The organism is Streptomyces nanhaiensis (assembly GCF_046614825.1).
In the GTDB taxonomy this organism is placed as follows: Bacteria; Actinomycetota; Actinomycetes; order Streptomycetales; family Streptomycetaceae; genus Streptomyces; species Streptomyces radiopugnans.
Genome location: NZ_JBKJFM010000124.1, coordinates 1 through 18872, shown reverse-complemented (window position 1 = coordinate 18872; position 18872 = coordinate 1). Strand labels below are relative to the sequence as shown.

The 18872-nt window shown below is 74.1% G+C and carries 15 protein-coding genes; 8 read left to right on the top strand and 7 right to left on the bottom strand.

The features are described 5' to 3' along the window. Window positions 1-178 precede the first annotated feature (178 nt). Complete coding sequence (locus tag ACLIYP_RS22865) at window positions 179-1768, top strand: carbohydrate-binding protein (protein ID WP_412714995.1); 1590 nt, start codon at window positions 179-181, stop codon at window positions 1766-1768. A gap of 140 nt (window positions 1769-1908) precedes the next feature. On the opposite strand, the gene ACLIYP_RS22860 is transcribed toward ACLIYP_RS22865, so the two are convergent. Beyond that, window positions 1909-2082, bottom strand: coding sequence for a hypothetical protein (locus tag ACLIYP_RS22860; RefSeq protein WP_412714994.1), 174 nt, complete (start codon window positions 2080-2082; stop codon window positions 1909-1911). Between the two features lie 92 nt (window positions 2083-2174). Here ACLIYP_RS22860 and ACLIYP_RS22855 point away from each other — a divergent pair, with 92 nt between their 5' ends. Next, complete coding sequence (locus ACLIYP_RS22855) at window positions 2175-2405, top strand: hypothetical protein (protein WP_412714993.1); 231 nt, start codon at window positions 2175-2177, stop codon at window positions 2403-2405. Window positions 2406-2448: 43 nt separating this feature from the next. On the opposite strand, the gene ACLIYP_RS22850 is transcribed toward ACLIYP_RS22855, so the two are convergent. From ACLIYP_RS22850 to ACLIYP_RS22825, 6 genes are all read right to left on the bottom strand, one after another. Next, a complete protein-coding gene (locus tag ACLIYP_RS22850; RefSeq protein WP_412714992.1) occupies window positions 2449-3855 on the bottom strand; it encodes an FAD-dependent oxidoreductase in 1407 nt (468 codons plus the stop codon). Beyond that, window positions 3852-5099 carry an MAB_1171c family putative transporter gene (locus ACLIYP_RS22845; RefSeq protein WP_412714991.1) on the bottom strand — a complete coding sequence of 416 codons (1248 nt, stop codon included), beginning with the start codon at window positions 5097-5099 and terminating at the stop codon, window positions 3852-3854. The genes ACLIYP_RS22850 and ACLIYP_RS22845 overlap by 4 nt, the downstream gene beginning before the upstream one ends. 14 nt (window positions 5100-5113) lie before the next feature. Continuing rightward, entirely contained in the window at window positions 5114-5713 is a 600-nt protein-coding gene (locus tag ACLIYP_RS22840; RefSeq protein ID WP_412714990.1) for a toxin-antitoxin system, toxin component, read from the bottom strand. Further along, window positions 5710-6330 carry a transcriptional regulator gene (locus ACLIYP_RS22835; RefSeq protein ID WP_412714989.1) on the bottom strand — a complete coding sequence of 207 codons (621 nt, stop codon included), beginning with the start codon at window positions 6328-6330 and terminating at the stop codon, window positions 5710-5712. Before ACLIYP_RS22835 ends, ACLIYP_RS22840 begins: the two co-directional genes overlap by 4 nt. A gap of 170 nt (window positions 6331-6500) precedes the next feature. Then, entirely contained in the window at window positions 6501-8060 is a 1560-nt protein-coding gene (locus ACLIYP_RS22830) for a pectate lyase family protein (protein WP_412714988.1), read from the bottom strand. A 1292-nt stretch (window positions 8061-9352) separates the two neighbouring features. After that, on the bottom strand, window positions 9353-9553 hold the full coding sequence (locus ACLIYP_RS22825; RefSeq protein WP_412714987.1) for an MbtH family protein: 201 nt from the start codon (window positions 9551-9553) through the stop codon (window positions 9353-9355). Window positions 9554-9762: 209 nt separating this feature from the next. On the opposite strand from ACLIYP_RS22825, the gene ACLIYP_RS22820 reads away from it, so the two are divergent. From ACLIYP_RS22820 to ACLIYP_RS22795, 6 genes are all read left to right on the top strand, one after another. Then, window positions 9763-12123 (top strand): lantibiotic dehydratase, encoded by a 2361-nt coding sequence (locus tag ACLIYP_RS22820; RefSeq protein WP_412714986.1) that lies wholly within the window; start codon window positions 9763-9765, stop codon window positions 12121-12123. Beyond that, the gene (locus ACLIYP_RS22815) at window positions 12123-13685 is read left to right on the top strand and encodes an amino acid adenylation domain-containing protein (protein ID WP_412714985.1); all 1563 of its coding nucleotides are present in this window, start codon (window positions 12123-12125) and stop codon (window positions 13683-13685) included. The genes ACLIYP_RS22820 and ACLIYP_RS22815 overlap by 1 nt, the downstream gene beginning before the upstream one ends. Continuing rightward, entirely contained in the window at window positions 13682-14638 is a 957-nt protein-coding gene (locus ACLIYP_RS22810) for a threonine ammonia-lyase (RefSeq protein ID WP_412714984.1), read from the top strand. Before ACLIYP_RS22815 ends, ACLIYP_RS22810 begins: the two co-directional genes overlap by 4 nt. Then, complete coding sequence (locus tag ACLIYP_RS22805) at window positions 14635-14925, top strand: acyl carrier protein (RefSeq protein WP_412714983.1); 291 nt, start codon at window positions 14635-14637, stop codon at window positions 14923-14925. The genes ACLIYP_RS22810 and ACLIYP_RS22805 overlap by 4 nt, the downstream gene beginning before the upstream one ends. A 10-nt stretch (window positions 14926-14935) precedes the next feature. Further along, entirely contained in the window at window positions 14936-17224 is a 2289-nt protein-coding gene (locus tag ACLIYP_RS22800; protein ID WP_412714982.1) for a lantibiotic dehydratase, read from the top strand. A gap of 176 nt (window positions 17225-17400) precedes the next feature. Beyond that, on the top strand, window positions 17401-18872 hold a 1472-nt coding region (locus ACLIYP_RS22795; RefSeq protein WP_412714981.1), incomplete at its 3' end, for a condensation domain-containing protein.

The following is an 18872-nucleotide window of genomic DNA, read 5'->3' as shown; positions in this document are numbered from 1 at the left end:
GGTCCCGGCGGACGGGTCCGGCCCTGGCAACCGTTTGTCGACCCTCTTCTCCTCGGTCCTCTCTATTGACCTCTCTGTGGTGCCCTCTTAGCGTGGCAAGCGCTTTCCATCCTTCATGCCGAAAGCCACACCGCCATGCCTGCCGTGCAGGCACCCCCCACAGAAGGGCGATGTCCCGATGAGGCCGAGAACCCCGCTGTCCTTACTGGCCTGCGCCACCCTGGCGGCCGGCGCCGCAGTGGCGATGCCCGGCGCCACGGCGACCGCCGCGCCGGTCCGCTACGAGGCCGAGCGCGCTCCCGCCACCTGCGACGGCGCCATCGAGTCCGAACACGCCGGCTACTCCGGAACGGGCTTCTGCAACGGCCGCAACGCCGTGGGCGCGGCCGCCCAGTTCACGGTGGACGCCCCGCAGGCCGGTACCGCGACGCTGTCGGTCCGCTTCGCCAACGGAACCACCGCCGCACGGCCCGCGGACGTCACGGTGAACGGCTCGGCGGTCGCGTCGGCGTCGTTCGAGACCACCGGCGTGTGGGACGGATGGACGACGAAGACGCTCACGGTGCCGGTGAGGCAGGGCGGCAACACCGTCCGTCTCAGTCCCACCGGTACGGGCGGTCTGCCCAACATCGACCACCTCGACGCCGAGGTGGCCGGCACCGGCACCACGCCGCCGCCCTCGGGCTCCGCGCTGTACGTGGCACCGGACGGCAGTGCCGGGGCTTCCGGGACGGAGTCCGATCCGACGACGCTCACCTCGGCGATCGGCCGGGTCGCCCTCGGCGGGACGATTCTTCTGCGCGGCGGCACCTACCGCTTCTCGCAGACGGTCACCATCCCGCAGGGCAACGACGGCACACCGGGCGACCGCACGGAGCTGTCGGCCTACCCGGGCGAGACGCCGGTGCTGGACTTCTCGGCGCAGAGCGAGAGTTCCTCCAACCGCGGACTCGCCGTCAACGGGTCGTACTGGCATCTCAAGGGCATCGTCGTCGAGCGGGCCGGCGACAACGGGATCTTCGTCGGCGGCAGCGACAACGTCATCGAGCGCACGGTGACGCGCTTCAACCGCGACACCGGCCTGCAGCTCTCGCGGATGTCCTCCTCCACCCCCCGCGACCAGTGGCCCTCCCGCAACCTCATCCTGAGCGCACGGTCGCACGACAACGCCGACTCCGACGGCGAGGACGCCGACGGCTTCGCCGCGAAGCTCACCTCCGGCCCCGGGAACGTCTTCCGCCACGCGGTGGCCCACAACAACATCGACGACGGCTGGGACCTCTACACCAAGGACGAGACCGGGCCCATCGGCGCGGTGACCATCGAGGACTCCCTCGCCTACGAGAACGGAACCCTCAGCGACGGCACCCAGAACTCCAGCGGCGACCGCAACGGCTACAAGCTCGGCGGTGAGGACATCGGGGTCGACCACGTCATCCGGCGCAGCATCGCCTACGACAACGGCAAGCACGGGTTCACCTACAACAGGAACCCCGGCAGGATGACGATGTCGGGCAACGTCAGCATCGACAACGCCCAGCGCAACTACTCCTTCGACGCCGGCACCTCGGTGTTCCGGGACAACGTCTCGTGCCGCAGCGGCAGCGGGTCCAACGACAAGACCGTCGGCGACGCCGACGGCTCGAACCAGTTCTGGTCCGGCTCGAACGGCTCCCGGTGCTCCTCCTACGCCGGCGCCATGAGCTGGTCCTTCGCCTCCGACGGGCGCCTCGTGGTGTCCTTCGGCGGCAGGACGGCGACGCCGTGACCGCCGTCCGCCCGGCCTGCCGGGCGGACGGGAGGAGGGCTTAGGCCCCACCGGGGGAGCCCCGCGGCCGGCCGTCCGCGCACGGCCGGCCGCGGAACCCGCCTCTCCGGGCGGACGGCGTCCGCCGCCGGACCGGGGTCTCAGCCGTCCGCGGCGTTCGCCAGCCGCAGATGGGGACGGGCCTCCTCGTCGCGGCCCTGGCCGAACTCCTCCATGGCGTCCAGGAGGAGGAGCTCGCCCGCGCGGCCGCCCGGTGCCCGCTGACGCAGCCCGCACAGCGCACTCCGGGCGAACTGGTGGAGCTGTTCCGCCACGTGGAGGCGAACGCGACGCTGTACCGGCGGATGCTCGGGCCCGGGGGTCCGCGCGCTTCGTCAACCGGCTCGGGGAACTGCTGGCCGAGGAGGTGGCGGCCCAGCTGGTGCCGGAGAACGGCGGGGGCCGGGGCGGCGGGGACGAGGGCGGAGCCGCTCCGCTCCTGGAACTGCGCGCCCACTACCTCGCCGGGGCGTTCGTCGGGGTGTTCACCCGGTGGGTCGCCATGCCCGGCAGGCCCGCGGCGGAGCAGGCCGCCGAGGAGGTGTGGAGACTCCTGCGCGGGGCGTCCTCCGGCCGCGGGGCCGCGGACCGGCCGTAGACGCGGCCGGCGGCGGTGCCGCCGAGGGGCGTTCGGCCACCGGTCAGTCCGAAGCGGCGACGGAGGAGGCGGACAGGCCGGCGGCGGCTGCCTCCTCCCTGGTGAGGGGAGGACCGCCGAGCTGCGGACGGCGGGGCCCGCGGAGTGCGGCCAGGGGCAGGCGGGGGTCGCCCAGCACGGACACCGGGCGTTCCAGGGAGGTGACGTCGGTGACGCGGCGGGCCACCCAGCCGTTGCCGGTCGCGGTGTGGAGCAGCCGGTCGACGTAGGCGGCCGCGGCCCTGTCGCGGAGGGTGGGGCCGTACTCGGTGGCGCCCGGATACAGCACGTCCTGGCCGACGGCCAGGATCCACGCGGTGTCCACCGGCCCGGCCACGGCCCGCTGGACGCGCCGGGCCAGCCCCGGGCTCCCCCAGCCGCGGCGCCTGACCGCGTCCCGCAGGGCGAGGGCGCTCTGGGCCGCGGTGGACATCCCGTGCCCGTAACTGGGGTTGTAGGCCGCCAGGGCGTCGCCGAGGACGGCGAACCCCTCCGGCCAGCGTCGCATCCGCTCGTAGTAGCGGCGGTAGTTGGCGGTGGAACGGGTGAGGGTGACCTCGGTGAGGGGCTCGGCGTGCGCGATGAGCCGGCCGACGATCGGGTGCCGGGGCGCTTCCAGGGCGAAGCCGGTGAAAGCGTCGGCGTCCCCGTCCGGTTCGCCACCGCGGGTCCCGAACAGGGTGACGATCCAGCGCCCGTCCTCGATCATGACGAGCGATGCGCCCCGCCCGGGGGCCTGCCGGGGATCGGCCTGGACGATGACGGTGGGGAAACGTCCCAGCGCGCGTACGGCCGCGGGGGCCCGGAAGACGCGGCTGGCGTAGACGAGGCCCGGGTCGATCCTCCGCTCGGCCGGAGCGGGCAGGCCCAGGTCCCGCAGCCAGGAGGAGGCGCGGGAGGCGCGGCCGGTGGCGTCGACGACCAGATCCGCGGTGAGCCTGTCCTCGGTGCCGTCCGCCCGGCGGACGCGGACACCGGTGACCGCGTCCGCGCCGCCGAGGAGACCGTCTGCCGTGGTGGTCTCCAGGGCGGTGACGCGCTCGTGGCCGAGTACCTGCCGGCGTACAGTCCAGTCGAGCAGCTCACGGCTGCACAGGAGCGTGTGGTGCGACTCCTCCCAGCGGCGGAACCACCCCCGCGGGCTGAGGACGACCATGTCGGTGGGCACCGGCACGTAGTGCGCCCCGCGCCCACGGAGCAGGTCCGCGGTGCCGGGCAGCAGCTCCTCGACGGCCCTCGCGCCGCCGGACCACAGCACATGGGTGTGCCGTGCCTGGGGCAGCCCCCTGCGGGGCCCGGGGCCGTCGGGGAGGGCGTCGCGTTCCACGACGGTGACGGTCGCGAAGTCGGCCAGGGCGCGGGCCGCGAGCATGCCGGCCAGGCTGCCGCCGAGGACTATGGCGGATCTCATCGGGCGGGGGTGTCGTTCCATGCCGTGGGGGTGCTCTCCGGCCTGGCGGCCGCGTCGCGGTGGACCGTTTCGACGATACCGGGATGGCGCAGTGCCCTGGAGACGGCCTCGACGTCGCGGAGCAGGTTGTCGGGGCTCCTCCACTCGGCGCCCCTGCCCGGATCCTCCGCCCGGGCGGCGATGGCGGCGACGACGGTCACGGCGCCTGCGACCCCCTCGGCCTCCCGGGGCGCGAACCGCCGGCCGAGCGCCTCCCCGAGCACGGGGCCGGGGTCGAGGACCGACCTGCGGGCCCGGTGGTGCAACTCGTGGTCCAGGTACGGGGCCAGGATGTAGAGGCTGTCCCGTATCTCCTTCTCCCGGATCGTCAGGGACGTGTGGATGTCCGGTTTGCCGACGAGCGTGGAAGGGCCGGCCGGAACGTGCTGCCTCAGCAGCCGGTACAGGGGCAGGAGCCTGCGGTGGCGCAGTGTGGCCCGCCAGAACTCGTGGGCGGCCTGGCCCGCGTGGGGGATGAGGAAGCCCGCGCCGATGACGATGGAACCGGCGGCGCCGAGCAGCGGGGCGGCCTGGGTGCTGAGCCAGTCCAGGTCGTGGCCGGTCCACCTGCCGACGACCGCGGCGAGCTTGAGCCCGTTGAAGCCGAGGGTGGTGATGTAACCGGCGCCCATGAGCAGCAGCCCGGCGCGGAGCCAGGCGTCGACGTGGCGCACCCGGTGCTCCCAGGACCGCAGCAGCACGAAGTTCACGAGGTCGGCGACGGTGTGCGCCACGATGTAGAGCATGATCATCTCGCGCAGGTACGGCTCGTTGGCGTAGTACGTGTCGAAGTCCCGCAGTCGCTCGACATCGGGATCGCCGAGGGCGAAGAGCACCCACAGCGCGACGATGACCAGTGAGTACACGGCGATGACCGACCGCATCGCGCGGCTTGCCGCCGGGCTGGTGCCGTCCCGCCACGCGATGAGCATCAGCAGGCAGCAGGCGCTGAACGCGGTGAGCAGGCTGTAGACCCAGGGCGCCGCGATGTTGGCCACGCCCGTGGTCCGGTTGATCAGGGCGATGCTCTGGGGGGCCGCGGAGGCGAGGACGAGGAAGGCCATGATCAGCAGAAGGCTCACCACGCGGAGCAGCGACTCGTGCCGCGCGCGGATGATCGACCGCATCTTGAGGAACAGGGGCAGCAGCGCCACGGCCGCCGCGAGGTAGTAGATGTGGGGGATGACGTCTTCGGAGGCGTCCACGGGGTCCGGTCGCCTCACCGGGGGCCGAGGGTCGTCCGCAGCCGGGTGACGACCGCGTCGGTACGGGCGGGGCGGGGGGCCAGCGGATCGTCCACGAGCCATCTGCGGAAATCCCGGTACAGGCGCACGCCGAACGCCTCGGCCTCCCCTTCCTCCCGTGCGTCGCAGTGACTGCGGGCCGCGGCGCACAGCACCGTGCCGTCACCGGGGCGGTCCGCGGGGGACAGCATGCGGGCGGCGGCGCCGCCTTCCACGTGGCTCAGGTAGCTGCTGTGGCCCTGGTGCAGGTGCCACAGTTCGTGGCCCACGATGATCGGCTTCTGCGGGGCCTCCACCCGGCGTTCGACGAGGATCACGTCCCGCTCGTCCAGGGACAGCATCAGGCCGGTGATGCCGCCCACCTCGCGCGGCAGTTCCTCGATCCTCAATTCGAGGGGGCGCCCCCGGAGCACGCTCATCTCCCGGCACAGCGCCCGGCACAGCGACTCGGCGTCCGTCGGCACCTCCAGTGCGGGATCACGGCTGAGGCCGTCCATGAGCCGGCGGGCGAGTTCGTCCATGGCCTTCCGGGTGCTCCTGCCGATGCCCCTGTGCCCCCTGCCCTGCCTCGTCATCGCCCGGGCTCCGAGTCCGCGACGAAGTCGGCGACGAACCTGGCGATGGCCTCCCGCTGAGCGCGGGTGAGGGCGCGCCCGCCGCCGCGGGCGGCGATCGCCCTGGTGCCGTGCTCCCCGACGAGGGCGGTCAGGGGGTCGGGCTCCACTCCGGCCGGATCCGGCTCCAGCCGCCCCAAGACCGGCCGGAGTTCACGGATCAGCGCGTCGCGGGGGGAGTCGGTGAAGAACGTCAGCGGTACCCCGAAGTAGTCGGCCAGCGCGGCGAGGTGCGGCACGTTGGGGCACTTCTCGCCCTGGAGGAGGCTGCGGGCCCAGACACCGGTCACCCCCAGGCCGGCCGCCACCTCGCCGACGATGTCCGCCGGTCGCCTTCCGCTCTCCCTCAGGCGCCGCTCGTACAGGAAGTTCACCCGCCGGGGGGCGATCTCCCCAACCTTGCGCTCCCGCACCCTTCCGCCCCTCAGCAGGGTGCGGATCTCCCTCGTGCCGAGGCCGGTGGCGGCGGACAGCTCACCGAGGTCCAGGACGTCGTCGCGGGTGAGCCCCCTGTCCTCGGACAGGGCGTCCAGGCGCTCCAGGACCTCGTCCAGGGAGTTGTGAGAGGCCTCGGCCACCGTGCCCTCCGAACGGTTGTCACCTGATGATAGGACGAGACTACGGCCTGTGTCGCGGGCAGGGCCATTTCGTGGAACGACCGTTGCCGGACGGATAACTTCCGTTGGCTCCGTGCCGCCGCCCGTCCGGATCCGGGGGACCGGATCCGGACGGGCGGCGGGGTGTGCCGTTATCCGGCGTAGGTCTCGTACTCGGCGACCCTGGGCGTGCCGGACGAGCCGGTGATCTCGAAGGTGATCTTGCGCAGGGAGGTCTGGGGGAAGGTGATGACGCCCGCCCCGCTGCCGGAGGCCAGAACGGCGCCGGTGTCGTGGTTGACGACCCGCCAGGACCTGATGTTGCCCTCGGAGCCCGCCGCCTCCCGGATGTTGATCCTGGAGACCGTGGTGGCCGAGCCCCACTTGATCGAGACGGAACCGGTCGAGCCGCTCGGCGACCAGTACGTCCTCATGTCACCGTCCCGCACGTTGCCGTAGCTCGTTCCGTCGGCCTTGCCGGAGCCGTCGGATCCGGCCCCGATGCTGAGGTTGGTCCCGCCGGGCTGGGACGGCGTCGGCGTCGGGGTGGGGTCGGTCGGCGTCGGCGTCGGGTCGGTCGGCGTCGGGGTCGGGTCCGGCGTCTGCGGCGAGCAGCTGCCGTCCGACACCTTCAGGCCCTTGCCCGCCCCCGCCGTCTGGCTCACGATGCCCGGCACGCAGTCGGCGCCGTCGAGGTCGTAGGAGTAGGGGATGCCGACGGTGGTGTTGGACTGCGGGTCCGGCCCGGCCGGGTTGTTCTCGCTGCTGCGGCTGGACCAGGTCACGTTGTCGAAGATGTTGCCGCCGACCTGCCAGTAGCCGGCCGCATCGGTGTAGAAGGTGCCCAGGACGTCCTTGGAGTCCTCGAAGTAGTTGTTGTCCACCTTGGCGCGTGCTCCGGCGCGGGAGTTGATGCCGGACTTGCTGATGCCCGTGTAGTGGTTGTTGTAGATGTGGGCCGTGCCGCCGCGCAGCAGGGGGACGCGGGAGTCGATGTTCTGGTACAGGTTGTGGTGGTAGGTGATGAAGCTGTTGGACAGGTCGCTCTCGCTGGACCCGACGAGGCCTCCTCGGCCGGAGTTGCGCAGGATGCTGTAGGACAGGGTCACGTACTTGGTGTCGTCCTTCATGTCGAAGAGGCCGTCGAAGCCCTCCGACTCACCGCCCGACGCCTCCAGGGTGACGTGGTCGACCCAGACGTTGCGGACCTTGCTCTCCATGCCGATGGCGTCGCCGCCGTTGGAGGTGGGCGAGCCCGACTTCTTGACGTTCTTGACCGTCACGTTCTGGATGATGATGTTGCTGGCCTCGCGGATGTGGATGCCCAGCTGGTCGAAGACGGCTCCACTGCCGACCCCGACGATCGTGACGTTGCTGATCTGCTTGAGCTCTATCACGCCGTCGGCGGTGTTGCAGCTGCTCCCCGACACCTTGCTGGTGTTGCCGTGGTTGATGGTCCCCTCGACCTGGATGGTGATCGGGGTGCTGCTGCTTGCCCGGCTGCACAGGGCCTGGTGGATCGCGGTTCCCGTGGTGGCCCGGACCGTCTGCCCGCCCGCGCCGCCGGTGGTCCCGCCGTTCTGGGTCGCGTAGCCGGTGGCGCCGCCGGGCGCCGCCGATGCCTCGGGCATCGACAGGACCACGCCGGTCGCGGCCGCGATTGCCATCGTGGCCAGCCCCGCGTAGAGCCGTAGTGCGACTGTCCGTCTCATTTCGCCTCCCGTGTCGTCTTCGAGTGCTCGGTGCCGTTACTTAATGTCGTGCTCATGTCATAAAACTGCCGAAGGTCGCCTACCCGCCGCCGGGCAGGCCGGCGGCCGTCCCGAAAGAGGATGCCCTTCCTTTCCGATGCGGGCCGGTCCGGCGGTTCGCCGCAGCCCTGAGGCGCCCGAGGCGGTCGGTGGTGGTCACGGGGTTGCCGTGGCCGTACTCCTGCCCGTTTCGCCGCCCGGCTGCGCGACCGCCTAAGCCGGCGGTGCGGCCGGCCATTACGGGAGGCCGCCGTCGGAGCCGCGGCAGGCGGTGCGATACGTCTTCATCAAGGCGTATGCCCTTTCATTCCGTGGCGCGTCGACATCCCGGGCGAAGCTCCCGTGCCGGATCGAAGGCGCTCATGTGCGAGGTCGTGGCGGTTTTCGGGGTGGTCGTCCCCGCCGGGGCGGGCCTCGCGAATGGAGAAAGCGCTTTCTTTCGGTGAGGATAGGGTGGCGTCCGCTGGAAAGGCAAGGCTCCGTATGGTTGCGGAATACACTCTTCCGTCTCATGCGGCCGCCGCTCGCGACCACCACCGGTTCCCGTGGCCGAGACGCCGTACGCGGTGGAACCCGCGGGCGCGGTGCCGTCGTCCGCCTTCCGGGTGGCAGGGTCCGGCACTCGGCCGCGCGCCGGGTCCGGGGACCGGATCCGCGGGGCTGTCTCGGCGCGGGTGAGGGATCACCGCGAGACGGTGGAGGCGGCATGCCGTCGTGCGGTTGCCGCGTGCCCCTTCCGGGAGGCGGGACTTGGCCCGCTCGTTCCGGAGGGGGTGTCCCGTGAGCCGGTCCCGGCGCGGAGCCGGCGGGTGGTGACGGCACGTCGGCGGCGGAGGCGCGGCCCGATGACCGCCGCGTCCGGTGCCGGATCGCCCGGACGCGGACCGACGGGATCAGGCGAGACCGTGGAGACCGGCGGGACCTGCGGGACCGGTTCCGGTCCAGGGGTGATGGTGCCGCGGAGCCGCACCCCGTTCAGAGGGAGGCGTCCGGCAGGGGGCCGCCGTCCGGTAGGCCCGCGCCGGTGAGGAGCCCGGCCGGCACGGCAGGGCCGAGGCGCACCGCCGGCCGTGCGGCGCGAGGCGCGCGCCCGGTGCCCGGCGGGACGTACGGGCGGCGGGGCGGGACCGTGGGGGACCGGCCGCGGGAGACTCCACCGGCGGTGGAGGACGCCGTCCGGATCCCGTCGCGCGGGCTTCCGGCAAGCGTGCGGCGGGGCGGGGCGCCTCACGCCCCGCCCCGCCGCACGACCCTCAGACTCCGGCCGACCGCCGCAGGCTCAGGGGCCGCATGTCCGTCCACACGCGGTCGATGTGGTCCAGGCACTGCTGCCTGGTTCCGCCGGTGCCCTCGGCGGACCATCCCGCGGGCAGCTCGCGGTCCGCCCGCCAGATGGAGTACTGCTCCTCGTGGTTGCGGACGACCAGGTAGCCGGCCTCGTGGCTGTCGCTCATCGCGTCACGTCCTCTCGCACTCGCTCGGTCCACGGGCACAGCGTGCCCGGACCCGCCGGGCCGCCACAGGGACGAACGCGCGGCGGTCTCCGCACGCGTCGCCGCCGGTTCTTCTCTGGTGCCCCACCGCGCGCCCCGGCAGTGTGCTGGACGGCCGGACAGGGCCGAACCCTCCCGAGCCCGCCGAACCCCCTGGAAGGAGCTCCGCCATGTCGGACGTCCCGGAGAACGTGCGTCTCCCCGCCGGGGGATGGCGGCTGTGGGAGCACTTCGCGCTGCGCGGCCCCGGATTCCCCGCCGAGGGGGTGCTGCGGCTGGCGCCGCCCGGACTGGCCCTGGCGGCCGACAAGTTCGGCCCCGGCCAGGAACGCGGCGGCCCCGAGTGGGAGGCCTTCACCGAGGCCTTCTCCGCCGCCGCCGTGCACACCGCCGAGCTGCTCCAGCGGATCGCCGCCACACCCCGCTTCAGAGCGGCGGTGGCCTGGCAGAACCCGGCCGTGCTGCGCACCGGCATCGCGCCGTTCCTGAACTGGACGCCGACCGCGGCCGGGCGCACCAGCATGCCGCGCCAGCGCGAGGAGCTGGTGGCGCACTACTGGCAGCGCTTCTGCGTCAAGAACGACACCATCGGCTTCTTCGGCCCCGTCGGCTGGGGCCGCTGGGACCTGTCGGCACGGGGCGTCACCGTCGACCCCGGCGAGGGGTTCCTGGCCGGCTCGCGGGTGTACTTCGCCAGCTGGGCCGTCGACGCACTGGCCAGGTCGCTCGGGGAGGACCCGGCCCTGATGGCGTGGATACCCCCGTGCCGGGTGTCGTTCGTACGCGTCGCCGACGGGGCCGTGCGGCTGCCGGGCCGGCCGCCCCAGCGGCTCACCGGGACCGAGAGCGCCGTACTGGGCCTGTGCGACGGCAGGCGGACGGTCGCCGAGATCGCCGCGGAGGCGGGGATCGGCCGGCGGGAGGCGGCCGACACCGTGCGCCTGCTCGCCGGGAGGCGGTGGGTGCACTGGCGGCTGGACGTGCCATCGAGCACCCACCCGGAGCGCGCGCTGCGCGCCGTGCTCGAGCGCGTCGGGGACCGGCAGGCGCGCGAGCGGGCCCTGGAGAAGCTGGCCGTGCTGGAGCGCGGACGCGACGCGGTGCGGGCCGCGGGGACGGACGCCGACGCGCTCACCGCGGCCATCGCAGCCCTGGAGGCCGACTTCGCCGCGCTGACCGCCACCGCCGCCCAGCGCGCCAAGGGCGAGCGGACCGCGCCCTGCCGGGGCCTGGTCTACTCCGACGCCCGGCGTGCGGCCACCGCCACCGCCGGTGCGGCCCTGCTGGCGGAACTGGCGCCGCTGGAGCTGTGCCTGACCGCGGCGCGCTGGATGACCAACCGCTTCGCCGAGGCCGTCGGCGCCCGTATCCGCGAGGTGTACGACCGGCTGAGGGCGCGGGCGGCGGACGGCGGAGCCGGGGGAGTGGTCGACCTGGGCACGCTGTGGCTGGAGTGCCTGCCCTCGCCGCACCCGAAGGCGGCCGACGACATCGCCGCGATCCAGGCCGAACTGCGGGCGAAGTGGGCCCGCGTCCTGGACGTGCCGCAGGGCGCGCGCCGGGTGCGGCTGGCCGGCGACGACATCGCCGAGCGGGTGCGCGAGGAGTTCGGCGAGCCGGGCGCGGGGTGGTCGCTGGCCCGCTACGTCAGCCCCGACGTGCTGATCCTGGCCGAGGACCGCGAGGCGGTCGAGCGCGGGGACTTCGAACTGGTCCTGGGCGAGATGCACTGCGCCCTCAACACGATGGGCGCCTCGCTCTTCGTGCACCAGCACCCCGACCCGGCCGAACTGGTGGCCGAGACCACGCGCGACTTCCCCGGGCCGAGGCTGCTGCCGATGCTGGCCAAGGAGCTGCCGCTGAAGTGGTCCGCGCGCAGCAGGCCCTCCCTGGAACGGCCCGAGGACTACTGCGTGGCCCTGGTCGACCAGACCGGCGACCCGCACCGGCCGCGCACGGTCCTCGGCGCCGACGTCGCGGTCGAGGAGCGCGGCGGCCGGCTGGTCGCCGTACTGCCGGACGGCGCCGAGTTCCCGCTCCTGGACGTCTTCGCCAACACCCTCACCCAGCGCGTGATGGACCGCTTCACCCTGCGTCCCGAGGGGGACCACACCCCGCGGATCACCGTCGACAGGATGGTCGTGGCCCGCGAGACGTGGACCTTCCCGGTGGCCTGTCTCGCCTTCGCCGAGGAGAAGACCGAGGCCGGACGCTTTGTACGGGCCAGGCAGTGGCGGCGCGAGCACGACCTGCCCCGCTTCGTCTTCGTGGTCTCCCCGGCCGAACCCCGCCCGTTCTACGTCGACTTCGACAGCCCGGTCTACGTGAACATCCTGGCCAAGGCGCTGCGCCGACTGGCCCGCAAGGACCCCGGGGCCCGGGTGAGGGTGAGCGAGATGCTGCCCACCCCCGAGCAGGCCTGGCTGACCGACGACGAGGGCAACACCTACACCTCCGAACTGCGCTTCGTCGCCGTCGACCGCACGGTCACCGACCCGGCCGCCGACCGAGTGGGCGAGGAGGAGGCGTGATGCGCACCTTCGCCGACGACATCGCCGAGCACGCCGCCCGCGCCCCCCGCCGTATCGCGCTCACCACCCCCGGCGGTGATCTGACCTACGCCGAACTCGCCCACCGCATCGACGCGCTGGCCTCCGTCCTGCTGGAGCGGGGCGCCGGTGCGGAGACGGTCTGCGCGGTGGCCGTGCCGCGCGGGGCGGACGCCGTGGTGGCCGTGGCCGCCGCCGTGCGCTGCGGAGCGGCCTTCCTCACCCTCGACGTCGAACAGCCCCCCGCGCGGCTGGCCGCGCTCGTCCGCAGCGGCGGCGCCGACCTGCTGCTGACCACCTCCGGCCTGGTCCGCCGCCTCGACCTGCCCGTGCCCGGCCGGCCGGTGCTGACGGACCGCCCCGATGCCGCCGCTGCCCCTGTCCCTGCCGCCCCCGCTTCCGCCGCCGCCCGGGTCGCCCCACCCGATCCCCGCGCGCTCGCCTACGTCAGCCACACCTCCGGCACCACCGGCGAGCCCGCCGCCGTGCTGGTCGAGCACGGGAGCCTGGACTCCTACCTGCGCTTCGTCGTCCGCGACTACGGGCTGGGGCCCTCCACCGTGGCGCTCCAGGTCGCGCCGCCGGGCTATGACGCCTCCATCCGCGACACCTTCGCGCCGCTGCTGGCCGGCGGCCGGCTGGTCCTGCTGCCCCGCGAGGAGCTGCTGCGGCCCGAGTCGTTCGGTGCCGCCGTACGGGCCCACTCGGTGACCGCGCTGCTGAGCGTGACCCCCTCCTTCCTGACCTTCCTGGCCGGGAGGCCCGACGCGCGGCGGCTGTTCGCCGGGCTCGAACTGGTCGTCTCCAGCGGCGAGTCGCTGCGGCCGTTCCTCACCGCCGGCGGGCGCGCCCTGGTCCGGGGCGCCCTGGTCAACCAGTACGGCCCGACGGAGTGCACCATGACCTCCACCCGCCACGTCGTGCCCGCCGAGCCCGACACCGCCGCCGACATCGTCGGTACGCCCATCGACGGCGTCGTGGTGCGGCTGCTCGACGACGCTCTGGAGCCGGTGCCCCAGGGGAGCGTGGGCGAGGTGTGCATCGGCGGCGCCGGCGTGGCCCGCGGCTACCGCGGCCTGCCCGCCCGCACCGCCGAACGCTTCGTCCCCGACCCCTTCGGCCCGCCCGGCGCCCGGCTGTACCGCACCGGAGACCTGGCCGAGGCGGGGCCCGGCGGACTGCGCTACCTCGGCCGGAACGACCGCCAGGTCAAGATCCGCGGCCACCGCGTCGACCCCGCCGAGGTCGAGGGCGCCCTGCTGGCCCATGCCCGGGTGGCGCAGGCGGTGGTCACCGCCGGTACCGACGACCTCGGACGCGGCCACCTCATCGCCCACGTCACGGGCGATCTGGCGGACGTCACCGACGCGGCGCTGCGCGTGCACCTGGGACGCACCCTGCCGCCGCACCTGATGCCCCGCCGGTTCGTACGGCTCGACGAGATGCCCACCACCCGCGGCGGCAAGGCCGACCGCCGCACCCTGGCGGGCGCGGGGCCGGCCGGGGAGCCGGTCACGGGAGTCCGTGCGGGAGGCACCCCGTGACCACCGCCGTCGAACCGGGCCCCGTCGACCTGCACCTCGCCGCCCGCCGTATCGCCGCGCACGTCCTGCGCACCCCGCTGCTGCGGATGCCGGCCGCCGTGCCGGAGGTGCTGCTGAAGGCCGAACACCTCCAGCACGGCGGCTCGTTCAAGATGCGAGGGGCCGCCAACGCAGTCCTCGCGCTGAAGGCCCGCCACATCGTCACCGGTTCCTCCGGCAACCACGGGATCGCGCTGGCCGGGCTCGCCGCGGAACTGGGCATCCGGTTGACCGTGGTGCTCGCGGCCGGCGCGAACCAGGCCAAGGCCGCCCTGATCCGCGCCCTGGGCGCCGACACGATCGGGGTGGAGGGAGGGGTCGGCGAACGGGACGAGGCGGCCCGCGCGCTGGCCGCGGAGACCGGAGCGGTGTTCGTGCCCTCGTCCGACCATCCGCTCGTCGTCGCGGGCCAGGGGACGGTCGGGGCCGAGATCCTCGCCGACGCGCCCGACGCCGATGCCGTCTACGTCCCCACCGGCGGCGGCGGACTGCTGGCCGGGGTCTGCCTGGCCGCCCGGGACCACCCGGTACGGGTGGTCGGCGTCGAACCCGCCACCATGCCCCGCTACGCCCGCTCCCTGGCGGCCGGCCGTCCCCTGTGCCTGCCCTCCCGCGACACCGTCGCCGACGGGCTGCGCTGCCAGCGGCCGGGCACGGTGCCCTATCCGATCGTCCGTGACCGCGTCGACGACATGGTCACGGTGTCCGACACCGACGTCCTGGCCGCGATGGACCTGCTGCACCGCTGCGGGATCAGGGCCGAGCCCAGCGGAGCCGTCGCGCTGGCCGGCGCGCTGCGCGATCGCGGGCGCGGCGGATCCGCCGCCAGATCCGTCGCCGTCGTCTCCGGCGGCAACACCGCCGCGGCCCTGAGGGCCGCCACCGCCCGACACCACCTGGAGGAGATCCCATGACCGCCACCGACCACGCCGGCACCAACACCGCCGCCGACACCGCCGCCGACACCAACACCGGCACCGTCGACCTGCTGGTCGCCGTCTACCGGGAGACCCTCGGCACGGCCGGCCTCGACCGCGACAGCGACTTCTACGAGGTCGGCGGCGACTCCCTGACCGCCTTCCAGATCACCGGCAGGATCCAGGAGGTCCTGGGGGTGGAGGTACCGGTCTCGCTCGTCTTCGCCTACCCCACGCCCGCCGACCTCGCCTCCGTCGTCGACTCCGACTTCGTCCAGGTGTGAGGAGCAGACCGTGACCGACATCCGTCTGCCCGGCGGACGCTGGCGGCTGTGGGAGCAGTTCGCGCTGCGCGGCCCCGGATTCCCCGCCGAGGGGGTGCTGCGGCTGGCGCCGCCCGGACTGGCCGCCGCCGCCGACAAGTTCGCCCCCGGCGAGCGACCGGCCGGCGAGCGGTGGGACGACTTCGCCCGCCTGTACGCCGACGCCGCGGTGGAGACCGCCCACACCCTCCAGGACATCGCCCGCACCCCCGCCTTCCGCGAGGCCGTGGCCTGGCAGAACCGGCCGGTGCTCGACTCGGGCCTCAAACCGTTCCTGAACTGGACGCCGACCGCGGCCGGGCGCACCAGCATGCCGCGCCAGCGCGAGGAGCTGGTGGCGCACTACTGGCAGCGCTTCTGCGTCAAGAACGACACCATCGGCTTCTTCGGCCCCGTCGGCTGGGGCCGCTGGGACCCGCACACCGACGGGGCGGAGGTGGACACAGGCCGCGGTCTGGTCGCCGGCTCCGAGGTCTACTGGGCCGGCTGGGCCGTCGACGCCCTCGCCTCGACGATCGGCGCCGACCCCGCGCTGCGGGAGTGGACGGCCCCCCGGCGCGTCCCGTTCGTCCGCCTGGACGGCGCCCGGGTCACGGTGCCGGGCCGGCCGCCGCAGACCGTCGACGAGGCGACCGCCGCCGTCCTGGCGCGGTGCGACGGCGTGCGGACCGCGCGGGAGATCGCCGCCGCCCTGCCCCGCACCGACGTGCCCGCCGTGCTGGAGGACCTGGTTGCACGGCGCTGGGCGGTGTGGCGCCTTGAGGTGCCCGCCGGCACCCACCCCGAACGCTCCCTGCGGACCTGGCTGGAACGGGTGGGCGACGCGCAGGCGCGAAGGCGCGGACTGGACGCGCTGGAGGCCCTGGAGCGGCGCCGCGCCCGGGTACGGGACGCGAGGGGCGCGGACGCGCTGGTGACGGCCCTGACCGAGCTGGAGGAGGAGTTCACCGCACTGACCGAGACCGCCGCCGTGCGGGAGAAGTCGGCCGGGACGGCACCGTGCCGCGCCCTGGTCTACTCCGACTGCCGGCGCGCCGCCACCGCACGCCTCGGCCCCGCCGTGCGCGACGCCCTCGCTCCGCTGGAGCCGCTGCTGACCAGCGCCGGCTGGCTCACCGCCCGGCTGGCCGACGCGGTGATGGGCCGTGCGAAGGAGGTCCACCGCGGCCTGGCCGCGCGCGGGCCGGTCGACCTGGCCGCGTTCTGGTTCGCCTGCATGCCCGTCCTGCACGGTGACGCCCGTACGGCGGCGCCCGGGCTCCAGCGCGACTTCCAGGACCGCTGGGAGGGGATCCTGGCGCCCCCGCCGGGAGCCCGCCGGGTGCGGCTGCCGCTGGAGGACGTCGCGGGAGCGGTGCGCGAGCGGTTCGGCGGGCCGGGCGGCGGCTGGACGGCGGCCCGCTACATCAGCCCCGACATCATGATCGCCGCCGACGGGGCGGATGCCGTCGCCCGCGGCGACTTCGAACTCGTCCTGGGGGAACTGCACCTGGCGGCCAACACCCTGGGCGCCTCGCTCTTCGTCCACCAGCACCCCGACCCCGGCGAACTGGCCGCGCTCACCGACCGCGACCATCCCGGTCCGCGTCTGATGCCGCTGCTGCCCAAGGAACACCGCTCCCGCCTGTCGGCCCGCATCCGGCACGCCCTGGTCCGGCCGCGGGACCATCAGGTGGCCCTGCTCGACTTCACCGCCGACCCCGCCCGGCCGCGCACCGTGAACAGCGCGGACGTCATGGTGCGCGAACGCGAGGACGGGCAACTGGCGGTCGTCCTCCCGGACGGTGCCGAGTTCGCGGCCGTGGACGTGTTCTCGCACGTCCTGACCACCTTGGCGATGGATCTGTTCCAGGTCCTGCCCGAGGCCGCCCACTCGCCGCGGATCACGGTCGACCGGCTCGTGGTGGCCAGGGAGACCTGGCGGATCCCCGCGGGCTCGACGGACTTCGCCGCCGAGAAGGACGAGGCGCGCAGATTCGTGCGGGCCCGCCACTGGCGGGAGGAGACCGGTCTGCCGCGTTTCGTGTTCGTCGCCTCCCCGGCCGAACCCCGCCCGTTCTACGTCGACTTCGACAGCCCGGTCTACGTGACCGTCCTGGCCAAGGCGCTGCGCCGGCTGGCCCGCAGGGACCCGGAGGGGCAGGTCGTCGTCACCGAGATGCTGCCCACCCCCGAGCAGACCTGGCTGACCGACGACGAGGGCCGCTCCTACACCTCCGAACTGCGCTTCGTCGCCGTGGCCGACGCGGAGGAGGTGTAGCCACGGCCCCGGCACCTGACCCGGCACCTGCCCCGGCACCTGACCCGGCACCGCCCCCGGCTCCGAACCCCCGGACGCGCGAGGGGACGGACGCGCAGGCCGCGCTGCGCACGGGGCTGCGCCTTCTTCCCTGTCGGCAGACCTCCCTGCGGCGGCAGTCTTCGGGAAAACACCGCATGGAGGCCACAGTGACAACAGGAGCCGCCCCCCACGGGGCGAGGCACGGTGACGACTACCGCACGGCATCCTTCGCTCAGCGGCGGCTGTGGTTCCTGGACCAGCTCGCCGAAGACTCCTCCGACTCCCTGCTCCCCCTGGCGCTGCGCACCCGGGGCCCGCTCGACGTACCGGCGCTCGAGAGGGCGCTGACGGGCGTCGTGGACCGGCACGAGGTATTGCGCACCCGGTTCACCGCCGTCGACGGCGAGCCCGTCCCCCGGGTGGACGGCCCGGGCGGCGCGGTGCTGGAGCGGACCGAGGCCGGCAGCGCCGGGGAACTGTTCGCCCGCGAGCTGGGCCGTCCGCTGGACCTGGCGACGCAGCACCCGATGCGCGCGGTCCTCGCCCGTCTGGCGCCCGACGACCACCTGCTGCTCCTGGTGGTGCACCACATCGCCGTCGACGGCTGGTCGTGGGACGTGCTGCTGCGCGAGCTGGCCGCGGGCTACCGGGGCGAGGCCGTGGCCCCGCCGGCCCTGCGGTACGCCGACTTCGCCCGCGCCCAGGCCGAGCGGCTGAGCGGCCCGCGCATGGAGCGCCTGCTCGGCTACTGGCGCGACCGGCTGCGCGGCACCGCCCCCCTGGACCTGCCGACCGACCGGCCGCGCCCCCGGTTCTGGGACGGCTCCGGGGACGTCGTCCGCTTCACGCTCCCCGCCGACCTGGTGGCCGACGTCGACAGGGTCGCCCGCGAGCACCGCGCGACCCGCTACATGCTGCTGCTCGCCGTCTACCAGGCCCTGCTGGCCCGCTGCACGGGCCGTACCGACATCGCGGTGTGCACCACGATGGCCGACCGCGGCCACGCGGGAACGGCGGAGTTGATCGGCCCGTTCGTCAACACCGTCGTCCTGCGCACCGACCTGTCCGGCGAGCCCGCCTTCGGCGCCCTCCTGGAACGGGTCCGCACCGGCGTCCTGAAGGACCTCTCGCACGCCGACGCGCCCTTCGACCACGTGGTGCGCGCGGTGGGCGGCGAACGCGACCTGTCCCGCCACCCGCTGGCCCAGGCGTCGTTCACCCTGCTCAACACCGCCCAGCGGCCCGTCGTCCTGCCGGGACTGGAGGCGGAGCTGGTGGCGCCGCCGCTCACCGGCACCACGATGGACGTCTTCCTCGACCTCAGCCTGCGCGCGGACGGCGGCATCGCCGCCCGGCTGCAGTACGCCACCGCCCTGTTCGACGCCGGCACCATGCACCGGTTCGCCTCCGCCTACACCGGGCTGCTGCGCGCGGTCCTGGACGACCCGCGGACCCCGGTGGCGGAACTCGCCCGGCGCCTGGAGCCCCTGCCGGACGGATCCGCGCCGGACGGGTCCGCGCCGCACGCGGCGGGCGTCCGGCCCGAGGCGCGTTGGAGCACCGCACCCGACCGCCCGGCCGGTCCCGCGCCCGCCGTGGCCGTGGCCGGAGATCCGGGTGCGCCGGC